This window comes from Streptosporangium heterodermiicola (genome assembly GCF_051390675.1).
GTDB lineage: Bacteria > Actinomycetota > Actinomycetes > Streptosporangiales > Streptosporangiaceae > Streptosporangium.
In genome coordinates this window covers 33,620-46,209 of sequence record NZ_JBPJSR010000011.1, presented here as the reverse complement: position 1 = coordinate 46,209, position 12,590 = coordinate 33,620, and the positions used below count along the sequence as shown (strand labels likewise).

11 protein-coding genes are annotated in these 12,590 nt (G+C 71.5%); 2 read left to right on the top strand and 9 right to left on the bottom strand.

Features of this window, described 5'->3' with window-relative positions; genetic code table 11:
* Window positions 1-201: 201 nt before the first annotated feature.
* The 5 genes from ACSC1Q_RS23670 to ACSC1Q_RS23650 all read right to left on the bottom strand — a co-directional run bounded on the left by ACSC1Q_RS23670 (window position 202) and on the right by ACSC1Q_RS23650 (window position 4,912).
* Entirely contained in the window at window positions 202-888 is a 687-nt protein-coding gene (locus ACSC1Q_RS23670; RefSeq protein WP_436760889.1) for a response regulator transcription factor, read from the bottom strand.
* 126 nt (window positions 889-1,014) lie between these two features.
* The gene (locus tag ACSC1Q_RS23665; RefSeq protein ID WP_436760888.1) at window positions 1,015-1,611 is read right to left on the bottom strand and encodes a hypothetical protein; all 597 of its coding nucleotides are present in this window, start codon (window positions 1,609-1,611) and stop codon (window positions 1,015-1,017) included.
* Between the two features lie 45 nt (window positions 1,612-1,656).
* A complete protein-coding gene (locus tag ACSC1Q_RS23660) occupies window positions 1,657-2,940 on the bottom strand; it encodes an ABC transporter permease (RefSeq protein WP_436760887.1) in 1,284 nt (427 codons plus the stop codon).
* Window positions 2,937-3,752: an ABC transporter ATP-binding protein gene (locus tag ACSC1Q_RS23655; protein WP_436760886.1), complete on the bottom strand. Its 816-nt coding sequence runs from the start codon at window positions 3,750-3,752 to the stop codon at window positions 2,937-2,939. The genes ACSC1Q_RS23660 and ACSC1Q_RS23655 overlap by 4 nt, the downstream gene beginning before the upstream one ends.
* On the bottom strand, window positions 3,749-4,912 hold the full coding sequence (locus ACSC1Q_RS23650; RefSeq protein WP_436760885.1) for an efflux RND transporter periplasmic adaptor subunit: 1,164 nt from the start codon (window positions 4,910-4,912) through the stop codon (window positions 3,749-3,751). The genes ACSC1Q_RS23655 and ACSC1Q_RS23650 overlap by 4 nt, the downstream gene beginning before the upstream one ends.
* A 148-nt stretch (window positions 4,913-5,060) precedes the next feature.
* Between ACSC1Q_RS23650 and ACSC1Q_RS23645 the strand changes: the two genes are divergently transcribed.
* On the top strand, window positions 5,061-7,064 hold the full coding sequence (locus tag ACSC1Q_RS23645; protein WP_436760884.1) for an efflux RND transporter periplasmic adaptor subunit: 2,004 nt from the start codon (window positions 5,061-5,063) through the stop codon (window positions 7,062-7,064).
* Between the two features lie 187 nt (window positions 7,065-7,251).
* On the opposite strand, the gene ACSC1Q_RS23640 is transcribed toward ACSC1Q_RS23645, so the two are convergent.
* The 4 genes from ACSC1Q_RS23640 to ACSC1Q_RS23625 all read right to left on the bottom strand — a co-directional run bounded on the left by ACSC1Q_RS23640 (window position 7,252) and on the right by ACSC1Q_RS23625 (window position 11,689).
* Window positions 7,252-8,640, bottom strand: coding sequence for a sensor histidine kinase (locus tag ACSC1Q_RS23640; protein WP_436761105.1), 1,389 nt, complete (start codon window positions 8,638-8,640; stop codon window positions 7,252-7,254).
* Entirely contained in the window at window positions 8,640-9,371 is a 732-nt protein-coding gene (locus ACSC1Q_RS23635; RefSeq protein WP_436760883.1) for a response regulator transcription factor, read from the bottom strand. The genes ACSC1Q_RS23640 and ACSC1Q_RS23635 overlap by 1 nt, the downstream gene beginning before the upstream one ends.
* Before the next feature lie 10 nt (window positions 9,372-9,381).
* Window positions 9,382-10,572: an L-2-hydroxyglutarate oxidase gene (lhgO, locus tag ACSC1Q_RS23630; RefSeq protein WP_436760882.1), complete on the bottom strand. Its 1,191-nt coding sequence runs from the start codon at window positions 10,570-10,572 to the stop codon at window positions 9,382-9,384.
* A gap of 103 nt (window positions 10,573-10,675) precedes the next feature.
* The gene (locus ACSC1Q_RS23625) at window positions 10,676-11,689 is read right to left on the bottom strand and encodes an NAD-dependent epimerase/dehydratase family protein (protein WP_436760881.1); all 1,014 of its coding nucleotides are present in this window, start codon (window positions 11,687-11,689) and stop codon (window positions 10,676-10,678) included.
* Window positions 11,690-12,195: 506 nt separating this feature from the next.
* On the opposite strand from ACSC1Q_RS23625, the gene ACSC1Q_RS23620 reads away from it, so the two are divergent.
* Window positions 12,196-12,573: an STAS domain-containing protein gene (locus ACSC1Q_RS23620; RefSeq protein WP_436760880.1), complete on the top strand. Its 378-nt coding sequence runs from the start codon at window positions 12,196-12,198 to the stop codon at window positions 12,571-12,573.
* Window positions 12,574-12,590: the final 17 nt, after the last annotated feature.

Here is a 12,590-nt window from a genome sequence, read left to right as displayed (position 1 = left end):
TTACGGGGGCGAACTCGGTAAAGCGGTGGGGCCCTGCCCTCGGACCTCATCCGCGGGCCGTGTCGAGCTCGTCTCCCCCGCAGCTGGAGGCGAGCCCGAGCCCATTCGGATGCTTCCGAGGTGATCGGGGGTCGTGCATTGTCTATTTGAACACACAAAGCTCAGAAACGGGTCAGCTGAAGCTGAATATCAGCTGAAAGTTCAATCACTGTGGGGCGGTCGCAGCACATAGCCCACGCCGCGGAGGGTGTGGATGAGCCGGGGCTCGGCCGTGTCGACCTTCCTGCGCAGGTAGGAGACGTAGGACTCGACCACCCCGGCGTCGCCGCCGAAGTCGTAGTTCCAGACGTGGTCGAGGATCTGCGCCTTGGACAGCACCCTGCCGGTGTTGACCATGAAGTAGTGCAGGAGCTTGAACTCGGTCGGCGACAGCCGCACCGGGACGCCCGAGCGCCAGACCTGGTGCGCCTCCTCGTCCAGCTCCAGGTCACCGACCTGCAGGCGGACCGGCAGGTCGAGGTCCCCCCTGGTACGGCGGAGCACGGCCCGGATGCGGGCGAGGACCTCCTCCAGGCTGAACGGCTTGGTGACGTAGTCGTCGGCCAGCCGCAGCCCGGCGACCTTGTCGTCGGTGGCGTCCCGCGCGGTCAGGAAGAGCACGGGCATCTGCCCGCTCATCTCCCGCAGCCGCCCCGCCACGGCGAAGCCGTCCATGTCGGGCAGCATCACGTCCAGCACGACCAGGTCGGGACGGATGCGCTCGGCGAAGTGCACGGCCTCCCGGCCGTCCACCGCGGTCACCACCTCGAACCCGGACAGGCGCAGGCTGGCCGAGAGCAACTCCCTGATATTCGGTTCGTCGTCCACGACCAGCAATCGGGCTTCCACTCTGTCCAGCACCCCCCGAGGCTCGCCCACCACTCTGGAACGCAGCTCAGCCAGGGCTGAACGTTTCCTGAGAACCGTCTCAGCACCGCTCGCGGGGATCGGGAAAACGGCCCGCCGCATACCGGTTCACCGGCGTCCGGCGCCCTCGTTGATCGCGGTCGCGGTGACCGAGCCGTCGTCGGCCGCGGCCCCGCGCACGACCACCGCGCCCCCGGGCCTGAGGTCGGTGACCTTGCCCTCCTTCGTGACGCGTACGGATGTCTCGTCCGTGGTGTTCACGGTCACGACCGAGCCGTCCGCCGTCTGGACGTAGACCTTGCCGCCCTCGACCCGCTGTACCGTGCCGACGGTCATGCCGCCCCGGCCGCCACCGCCCTGACCGGCCCCCTGGCCCCCCTGGCCTCCCTGGCCTCCTTGTCCCTCCTGGCCTCCCTGGCGGCCCTGGCCGCCCTGCTGGCCCCCGAAACCGCCGAAGCCGCCGGGGCCCGAGCCGCCCTGGCGCGTCGCCGCCGCGGGGGCGCCGGACGGGTCGCCCATCGCCTTCTGCGCCTGGATGCCCACGATCACCCCCGCCACGAGCATCACCCCGGCGCCCAGCACGAGGGTGAGCGTCGACAGACGGCGCGGCGGCCGGGCCGCCAGCTCGCCGTCCAGGTCCCCCCGGAACGGGGAGTCCTCCAGCGGTCTCCCCGCGGGTACCGTCTCGTCGGCGTTGCCGCCCATGTGTCTCTCCTCGCTTGAACGCCTAAGCCGCGTTGGCCGTACGGGTCACTCGTGACGCAGGGCCTCGATGGGCCGGAGCCTGGCCGCCCGGTTGGCCGGGTAGCCGCCGAAGAACAGCCCGATGCCCACGGAGACACCGAGGGCCAGCGCGATCGAGGACGGTACGAGCACCGGTGAGATCCCGGCGATCGTGAAGCGGGTCCCGGCGAACGCGATCGCGACGCCCGACAGGCCGCCCACCAGGCTCAGCACCGTCGCCTCCAGCAGGAACTGGCCGAGGATGGCGCTCCTGGGCGCGCCGATGGCCTTCCTGATGCCGATCTCCCTGGTCCGTTCGGTGACGGTGACGAGCATGATGTTGGTGATGCCGATGCCGCCGACCAGCAGGGAGATGGCGGCGACCGCGCCGAGCAGGGCGGTGAAGATCCCGACGGTCGAGCTGACGGTCTCCTGCAGGGTGGCCTGGTTCAGGATCCGGTAGTCCGCGACGCCCGCCGGGGTGATGCCGTGCCGCTGGTTGAGCACGGCCGTCACCTCGGCCTGCGCGGAGTCGGTCGTGTCGGCGCCGGTCGCCTGCACGATGATCGAGCCGAGCGCGCCGAACCCGGTCAGGCTCTGCTGTACGGCGGGCAGCGGCACGATGGCCACGTCGTCGGCGTCCTGCATGCCCGCCGAGCCCGACTCCTTGAGCACCCCGATCACCGTGAACGGCACCCCGGAGACGCTGACCGGCCTGCCGACCGGATCGGCCGTGCCGAACAGCTCCTCGGCCACCGTCCGCCCGATGACCATGACCTTCCTGGCGGCGAGCACGTCGTCGTTGACGAAGTAGGTGCCGCTGTCCACAGGCTTGTTCGTCGCCTCGAAGTAACTGGGGTAGGTGCCCACGAGCTGCGCGATCGTGTGGCTGGCGCCCTCGTGGACGGCGGTGGCCGCGTTCGCGGTCACCACGGGCGACACGCTCCGCACCGAAGGGACCCGCTCGCGGTCGGTCAGCGCCCTGGCGTCCTCCAGGGTGAGCTGCCTGGCCTGGGTGCGCGGGCCCTCGTTCTGGCCTCCGGCAGCCCGGCCCCCGCCGCCTCCACCACCACCGCCGAAGCCGCCCCCGCCTCCGCCCCCGCCTCCGGCGAAGGACGCCGAGACGGTGAGGGTGTTGGCGCCGAGCCGCTGGATGGACTGCTGGATGCTCTGCGAGGCCCCCTCGCCGAAGGCGACCAGCAGGATCACGGCCGCCACCCCGATGAGGATGCCGAGGGTGGTCAGGAAGCTGCGCAGCTTGTTCGCGGCCAGCCCGCGGAGCGCGAACCTCAGGATTTCGAGCCGGCTCACGCGGTGACCTCCGGCGTGCGGGACGAGGCGCCGTCAGCGGGGGCCTCTCGCGTGGGAGGCGCGGGAGCCTCTCGCATGAGGGGCGCGGGGACCTCTTGCATGCGGGGCGGGAGGCCGTCGACGGGGGCCTGGCGGCGGTCCTCGACGATCCGGCCGTCCACCAGGCGGATGACCCGCTTGGCGTGGGCCGCCACGTCGTCCTCGTGAGTGATGATCACGATCGTCCGGCCCGCGACGCTCAGCCCGTCGAGGATGCCCAGCACGTCCCCGGTGGAGGCGGTGTCGAGGTTGCCGGTCGGCTCGTCGGCGAGCAGCAGGGCGGGCGCGGTGACCAGCGCCCTGGCCACGGCCACCCGCTGCTGCTGGCCGCCGGAGAGCTCGTTCGGCTCGTGGCGGACCCGGTCGGACAGGCCGACCTGCTCCAGGGCCGCCAGCGCGCGGGCCCGCCGGTCGGCGGCGCCGACCCCGCCGTACGCCATGGGCAGCTCGACGTTGGCGAGCGCGCTCATCCGGGGGATGAGGTTGAACGACTGGAAGACGAACCCGATCTTCCGGTTGCGGAGTACGGCGAGCCTGCGCTCGTCCAGCGAGCCGACGTCGGTGCCGTCGATGCGGTAGTCACCGGAGGTGGGCACGTCCAGGCAGCCCAGGATGTTCATGAGCGTGGACTTGCCGGAGCCCGAGGCGCCCATGATGGCGACGTAGTCGCCCCGGTCGACGCTGAGCGACACCCCGCGCAGCGCCCGGACCTCGGCGTCTCCCCTGCCGTACACCTTGGTGATGTCCGTGAGGGACAGGACGGGGACGGTCATCGGCCGTTCCCTCCCCCGGCGGGGCGAATACCGCCGTTGCCGCCCCCGCCACCGCCGTTGCGGCCACCGCCACCGCCGCCGAAGCCGGGGAATCCGCCGCCCTGCTGGGTGGTCTCCGTGGCCGCCGGGCGGACCACCTGGTCGCCCTCGGCGAGCCCCGACCTGATCTCGGTGAGCGTGTCGCCCTTGATCCCGGCCTCCACCTGGACGGGCACCTGGCGTCCGTCCCGCAGTACGGTCACCGTGCTCCGCCCGCCCGCCGTGGAGATCACCGCGGAGGAGACGGCGAGCACGTCCTCGGCACGCTCGACGACGACCCCGACCGTGGCCGTCTGGCCGAGCCTGACCTCCTTCGGCACCTCGGTGAAGGAGATCGTCACCGGGTACTGGACCACGTTGTTGCTGGTGGTGGCGGTCGGCTGGATCTGGGTGACCTTCCCGGAGGCGGTGACCCCGGTGAGCGCGTCGAACCCGATGGAGGCCGCCTGGCCGACCTTGAGCTTGGTGACGTCGGTCTCGGTGAAGGTGCCGACGAGTTCGAGCCTGCGGGTGTCGGCGAGGTCGATGAACCCGCCCGAGGCGTTGGCGTTGGCGTTGGCGGAGGCTCCGGACCCGGCCGAGTTGTTCGCGTTGGTCGCGGCCTTGGCGGCGGTGCCCGAGGAGCCGCCGACCGTGCCGTTGACGGCGGTGATCGTACCGGCGAACGGCGCCTTGATGACGGTGCCGTCCACCGCGCGCTTCGCGGACCGGTAGGTGTTCCTCGCCGTGACGTACTGGGCGTAGGCCGCGGCGGTCGAGGTGTCGTCGTCCGCGGTGTCGAGGGCGGCGGAGGCCGCGTCCAGGCTCTCCTGCGCGTAGTCGTCGTCCAGCCGGGCGAGGATCTGCCCCGCGGTGACCTTGTCACCGGCCTTGACGTAGATCTTCTCGACGGTGCCGCTCGACCCGAAGGAGAGGGACCGGGCGCGGGCGCTGGCCACGGTTCCCGAGGCGGAGACGGAGGCGGAGACCGTGGCACGGGTCACCGGCACGGTCCGCACCGCGGCGTCGGCGGTTGAGGCCTCGCCGCCGAGGGAGGAGTAGGCGATCACCACTCCGCCCAGCAACAGGACCCCCAGGGTCCCGTTCACTATCAGCGCTCCGCGCTTGGTCGACAGCTTCACAGCGCCTGACCCTGGCGCACCAGGCTTGGAACTCACCCCGGCGAAGGCTGAAGATTTCCTGTAGACGCCGTCTTACCGCCCACGATGCACAGCAAACCTTCAGGGGGCTGTGAGCATGCTGTGAATCAGGCGGTCCAGGATGTCCGCCATGAGACCGACCCATCTCCCGAAGAACCTGCGCGCGGGAGGGCTCGCCCTGGCCGCCCTCGTCCTGGTGGGCGCGGGGGCGATCGTCGTGTTCGACGGCGGCTCCGACCAGGCACCCCAGGTGGAACTGGCGTCCGCCAGGCGCGGGACGGTGACCGCCGCGGTGTCGGCCGCGGGCGGCACCGTGGACGACGGTACCCGCGAGCTGGCCTTCAGCGGATCGGGGACGGTCACGAAGGTCTACGTCAAGGCCGGGGACAGGGTCGGCAAGGGGGACGTGCTCGCCAGGATCGGTTCCGCCCCCGCGCGCGAGCGCTACGACGCGGCGAAGGCACAACTCGCGGCGGCCGAGGAGGAACTGGACACGGCGGGAAGCGCGCCGGAAAGCACAGGGAGCACAGGGAGCACGGAGAGCACGGAGAGTACGGGAACGACCGGGGCCAGGCAGCGGACCGGGGACCAGGCTGGGGCCGATCGGACAGGGGCCGATCGGACAGGGGACCGGACCGGGACCGACCAGACGGGGGCCGGCCCGACGGGGCCCGCCAGGCAGGCCGGCTGCGCGCCCGCGGCGACGCGGCCTCCGGGAGCGGGCGCCACGCCCACACCCACGACCGCCCCGACCAGGACGGATGCCCCCGCACAGAGGCCGGAGCCCGCGCGCACGCTCCTTCAGCCCCAGGCGCCCGCGACGACCGGGTCGGCGAGCCCGCTCCCGCCGTCTCCGGCACCCACACCGGCCGGATCGGCGAGCGCGTTCTCACCGTCCCAGGCACCCACCTCGGCCGGATCGGCGCGGACGGCACAGGTCGTCCCCGCGGGCGGGATCGTCCCCGCCGGGTACCGCTTCGCGGCCGCCCCCGCCCCGGCCCTCACCCCCACCCCCACTCCCGTTCCGGCGCGGCACTCCGCGTCCGTACCGGCACCGGCCGCGACCCCGGCGGACGCGCGGACGGGTGACGGTCCTCCCCGGCCCGCGCCGACGGTCACCGTCACCGTGACGGCCGCGCCGACGGTGACCGTGACGGCCACCGCGACGGTCACCGTGACCGCGAGGCCGCACGGGGGCGGGTCACCCACGACCACCGCCCCCGGTCCCACGGGCCCGCCCTCGGGCCCGTCGACCGGACCCAGCGGGCACCCCGGGCCGACGGTGAGTCCCACCGAGTCCACCGGTCCCGGCACGGCGGCCCCGACCGCCACCGCCAGGCCCACCACCAAATGCCCCACCCCGAAGCCGAGCGCGAGCACGGGAACGGACAGGGGCACGTCCCCTGACAGGAACACCGCGCAGAACACCCAGCAGGGTCCTCAGCGGGGTCCTCAGCAGAACGGCGGGGCGGGCCGGGGGGCGCTCACCGTGGAGCAGGCCGAGGCCCGCGTGAAGCAGGCCCGGGCGGAGCTGACCGACGCCACGGAGGAACTCGCGGGCGTACGGATCGTCGCCCCCGCCGACGGCACCGTCATGTCCGTGGCCGGAGCGGTCGGCGACAGCGCGGGCACCGGCACCTTCCTCACCCTCGGGAACCTGGACGAACTCCAGGTGGAGGCGCTGTTCACCGAGTCGGACATCGGCAGCCTGAAGGCGGGCCAGCAGGCGACGATCACCCTGGCCACCCGGCAGGGCGAGAGGTACACGGGCACCGTGACGGGGATCGCCCCCACCGCGACCACCAGCGACCGGCTGGTGAGGTACGGCGTCACGATCGCGTTCGACGAGCCCCCGGCGAACCTCCTGGTGGGCCAGACCGCCTCGGTCACCGTGACCGTCGCGGAGTCGACCGAGACGCTCTACGTCCCGGCGCAGGCCGTACGGACCAGGGACGGGGTCTCCAGGGTCACCGTGCGGGGAGGCGCCGAGCGGGTCGTGGAGACGGGGGTCCGCGGCGACCGGTACGTCGAGATCACCTCCGGGCTGTCCGAGAACGACCGGGTGATACTGCCCGGCGGCGCGGCCGGAGGGGAGTTCCCCGACAGCAGCTGGCCGGACCCCGGCACCCCTTGAACCAGGCGGTGACCGCTCGATGACAGGTTGGGCCGGCGGAATCAGCGGATCCAGGTGGGTTCGGTCGGATCCGGGAGCGGGGTCCGACCGGAGATGAGATCCCACCGATCCGAGAGCGCGGTTCGGCCGGGGGTGTGGCTCAGGCGGAGCCGGGAGTGAGATCCGATCGGATCCGGAGACGGCTGGTTCAGGCGGATTCGGGGGCGAGGGGGAGGATCACCCGGAACGTCGAGCCCTTGCCGGGCTCCGACTCCACGGCGACGCGGCCGCCGTGGGCCTCGACCATCGCGGCGACGATGGCCAGGCCGAGACCGCTCCCGCCGTCCTCGGGGGCGCGACGGCCCCGGGCGGAGTCGGCGCGGTAGAACCGCTCGAAGACGCGTTCGCGCTGCTCGACGGTGAGGCCGGGCCCGTCGTCGGCGACCTCGATCACGGCCATGCCGTCGTCGCCGGAGAGCGCCACCCGCACGGGGGTGCGCTCGGGGGTGTGGGTGAGCGCGTTGGTCATGAGGTTGCCCACGACCTGGCGGAGCCGTACCTCGTCGCCGGAGACGATGAGCGCGGAGCCGTCCACCGAGAGCGTGACCTCGCGTTCCGGGGCGAGGATGCGGGCGTCGCCGACGGCGTCGGCGGCGATGGCGAGCAGGTCGACCGGGCGCATGACCATCGGCCGCTGCTGGTCGAGCCTGGCCAGCATCAGCAGGTCGTCGACGAGCAGGCCCATCCTGACCGCCTCGGACTCGACCCGGCGCATCAGCGGCGCGGCGTCGATGCCGGGCGCCTGCCGGTAGAACTCGGCGAAGCCCCGGATCGAGGTCAGCGGCGTGCGAAGCTCGTGCGAGGCGTCCGCGACGAACCTGCGCATGCGCTCCTCCGAGCTGCGGGCCGAGGACTCCGACTCCGAACGGGCGCGGAAGGCCGTCTCGATCTGGGCGAGCATGCCGTTCAGCGACCGGCCGAGGCGGCCCACCTCGGTGCGCGGGTCGGCGTCGGGGACGCGGCGGCCCAGGTCTCCGGCGGCGATGGCCTCCGCGGTGCGCTCGATCTCCTCCAGCGGGCGCAGGCTCCTGCGGATGATCACCACTCCGGCCCCGGCGAGCATCAGCACCAGGCCGCCCCCGCCGAGCAGCTCCACCAGCGCGAGCTGGCCGACGATCTGCCGTACCTCGCCCATGGCCACGGCCACGATGAGGCTTCCGCCGGTGTCCAGCGAGGTCACCCTGACCCGCCAGTCGCCGTTCTCGAACGAGTCGGCGCCCTGACCGGGGGACACGATCGGCCCCGGCTTGCCCTCCACGTCGATGCCGCTGAGCAGGACGACGGTCTTGCCGCTCCTGGTACGGAGTTCCAGCCTGGCGTCGGACGGGATCGTCTTGCCCATCAGCGCGAGGGAGCCCCGGTTGTTCATGCGGCGCAGCGCGGAGTCGACGGTCAGGTCGATCTGGCTGTCGACGCGGTCGATCAGGTAGCCGCGCATGATCGAGACGCTGCCGATGCCGATGAGGGCGAGCGCGATCGTGAGCAGGACGAGGATGACGCCGATCAGCTTCACCCGCAGGGGGGTCGCGTTGAGCATCACGGGGCCGGTGGTAAGCGCAGCACGTATCCGACGCCGCGCAGGGTGTGGATCAGCCTCGGGTCGACGTTGTCGATCTTGCGGCGGAGCACGGAGACGTAGGACTCCACGATCCCCGCGTCGCCCCTGAAGTCGTAGTCCCACACGTGGTCGAGGATCTGGGCCTTGGACAGCACCCGCCCCGCGTTCGCCATGAAGTAGCGCAGCAGCTTGAACTCCGTCGGCGACAGCGCCACCGCCTTGCCCCTGCGCCACACCTCGTGGCTCTCCTCGTCGAGCTCGACGTCGGCGAAGGTGAGCCGGGGCGGCCGGGGCACGAGGTCGCCGGAGCCGGTACGGCGCAGCACGGCCCGGATGCGGGCCACGACCTCCTCCAGGCTGAACGGCTTGGTCACGTAGTCGTCGCCGCCCACGGTCAGCCCGCGGATCTTGTCGTCGGTGGCGTCACGCGCGGTGAGGAAGACCACCGGTGTGTCGCTGCCGCCGCCGCGCAGGCGCCGCACGACGTCGAAGCCGTCCATGTCGGGGAGCATCACGTCGAGCACGATGAGGTCGGGCCGGTGCCTCTGGACGGCGGCGACGGCGTCCGTGCCGTTGCCGGCCGTGTTGACGCCGAACCCGGCGAACCTCAGGCTCGCGGCCAGAAGCTCCAGGATGTTGGGCTCGTCCTCGACGATCAGCAGGCGGGCCTCGGGTGAGTCGGTCACTGGTTTATTTTCACCGGCCCACATGAGAAAGCAGTTAACTGGTCAACACTGAGGCTAACCCCACAATATGCCTGGCAATCGCCAAACTTGACGTGGCAGCCGGTGAGGGGGCGTTGCGGACGAGGGCGACGCGGCCGTGCACGTCGATCGCGAAGTCGTCCAGCATGCCGCCCCGCCCGTCCACAGCCTGTGCGCGGACGCCTCCCGAGGTCCTGACCAGGTCGGCACCGGTCAGGGCCGGGACGTAGCGGCGCGCGGCCCGCAGGAAGGATTTTTTACCCAGCGAACCGGCCACCTCCCTGATCCCGGTCCTCCAGTGCCTGGCGGCGAGCCGCCGGGTCCCCCGCCAGGCCAGGATCCGGCCCAGGTCGGCGAGATCGACGTCCCGCCAGGAGTATCCCTCCAGCGCCAGCGCCATGACCGCGTTGGGGCCGACCAGCACCTCGCCGTCGATCCTGCGGGTCAGGTGCACGCCGAGGAACGGGTATCTGGGGTCGGGGACCGGGTAGATGAGCCCCCGGACCAGGTCCTTCGCTTCCCCGGCCAGCGCGTAGTACTCACCGCGGAAGGGGACGATCCGTACGTCTCCGGGAACCCCCGCCATCCGCGCGACGGTGTCGGTGCCGAGCCCGGCGCAGACGATCAACCGGTCGAACTCCAGCGTCCGCTCCCCCGCCCGGACGCTCACCCCGCTCGCGGTCTCCCGTACGGAGCGCACCGGGTGGGACAGCAGCACCGAGCCGCCGCTCTCCTCCACGTCCAGGGCGAGGCGCCGGGCGACGGCGGGGAAGTCGGCGATCGCGGTGTGCGGGGAGTGCACGGCGCCCACGCCGACGGCGTGCGGCTCGATCTCGCGCAGGGCCAGCGCGTCGAGCTCGGCGATGCCGGGAACCCCGTTCGCGCGGGCCCGCTCGGCGATCCCGCGCAGCTCGGGCCGCTCGGGCCCGGTGGAGGCGACGACGAGCTTGCCGACCTCGTCGTACGGGATGCGGTGCTCGGCGCAGTACTGCCTGAGCATCGCCACGCCCTCCCTGCAGAGGGTGGCCTTGAGCGAGCCCGGACGGTAGTAGATCCCGGCGTGGACGACACCGCTGTTGTGGCCGGTCTGGTGGGCCCCGACGCGGTCCTCCTTGTCGAGGACGGTCACGGTGGCCCCGTGGGTCAGCGCCGTCTCCCTGGCCACGGCGAGCCCGACGATCCCCGCACCGACGATCCCGACCCTCATCGCCGGCCCCTCCCTGCCTCCTGCGAGGTCATTTTCCCAGTGTTCCGTCAGGTGTTCCCGTCAGGGCGTTCCATCAGGGTGGAAAGCGTGTCATCGCGTGACGTCATCCCGCCAGTCTCCCGGCCTTGCCGGTGGTGAGATGCCCTTCCTGCGCCAGCCAGCGCAACGAGTCGGCGATGGTCTCCTGGACCGGCCGCAGGCTCACGCCGAGCGCCTCCAGGGTCGGGGTGTCGTACGTGCGGACCATCGTGACCATCATCTCGACGGCGTCCCTGGTCAGCGGGTAGTCGATCTCCTTGATCAGCTTCATCACGTCGCCCACGGCCGCCGCGCCGCGCAGCACCGACCGGTGGATCCTGAACCTCCGGCACCGGTTCCCCGTCACCTCGTCGCAGACGTCGGCGAGCTGCGCCCAGGTGAGGTAGTGCCCGCCCAGCATGAAGCGGCGCGGCCCGCGCCCCGGTTCGAGGCAGCGGGCGAGCACGACGGCCAGATCCCGTACGTCGACGATGTTGGCGCCGCCCGCGGTGATCGGCCAGCCCTGTTCCAGACCGGCTCGCAGCCCTTCCACCATCGCGTCCAGCGAGGGCTGGTGCGGCCCGGTGACCCCGGCCGGGTAGACGATCGTGATCGGCATCCCCTGCTCCTGGAGCCGCCTGGCGTAGCGCTCCGCGGAGATCTTGCTTCTGCCGTATCCGTTCCTGGGCGTGGAGAGGGGGCTCTCGGTCGTGATCACCGGTCCGGCCGGGGGCACGAAGACGCCGACGCTGGAGATGTGCACTATGGGGTCGAGACCGACTTCCACGGCCTGCCCGAGGACGTTCTTGACCCCGGCCACATTCGTACCGTTTAGATCCTCGGCACGGCCGATCACCCCGATTTCCGCGGCGGCGTGAATGACCGCGTCACACTGTTCGAGCGCCTCCCGCACGGCCACCGCGTCGCGGATATCGGCCCTGCGCAGGGGAATCGCCTCCGTCACCCCGACAGAGGCGAGCACCTCACGCGTTTTCTCTGGATTGCGGATGAGAAGAAGCGGCTCATGTCCGTCGGCGAGGAGCGCGGCGACCGCATGCGAGCCGACGAAACCTGATGCCCCGGTTACCAGAACGCGCATGCTCGAAAGTTAGCGGCAATCCTCACCACAGGAGAAGGGATAACCGGCCTGGTTCTTAACCGTCATTGGCCATGCGGGAAATACGTCCAGGCCGGTCGAGGAATACGTGAATATGTCGGGGCAATAAATGGCGATGCGGTCATTCATTTTTGGTATGGGATCGCGCGGGGGACCGCGTATGGGATCGCGTACGGGGTCGCGCGGGGGATCGGCCGTGTGCGAGATCGCGCACGGGAGCGTGTGTGAGATCACGTATGGCATCACGCGCGGGATCGTGTGCGAGATCGCGCATGGGACCACGCACGCGGGAGCGTGTGGGAGATCACATGGGATCGTGTAAATCGCGCCCGCGACGGCTTTCGGGTGGGCGGCGGACGGCGGGCGTCCACAGCCGTTACGCACATGTCTCCGGTCCGTCGCCCACCCCGGTGTCAGGGAGGGGTATACCTTGATCAGGCCGGATGGCGGCCGAAACCGACCGCGTCACCGGGTGGAGATACGAGGCGATGAGCAGAGAACTCTCCATCGGCGTCGACCATCACGGGCACGCGGACTGCACCGTGATCACCGTCGCGGGCGACATCGACCGTAATTCCAGCGAGCTGCTCAGGGAGACCATCGAACAGCTGGTCTCCGACTACCGGCCGCGGATCGTCATCGACGCCGGGGGCATCACCTTCTGCGACTCCACGGGGCTGCGGATACTTCTCAGTGGCGCGCGGGTGACCTCGGAGGCGGGCGGGTGGCTGCGCCTCGCCGGGGTTTCGGATGTCCTCAAGCGCCTTCTGCAGGTGACCGATCTCCTCACCTGGTTCCCCGTCGACCCCGACGTGGCGACCTCTCTCGACCACGCCACCCGCCGCGACCTGCAGTCCCCCGGCTGAGCCCGAGCGGCCCCGGC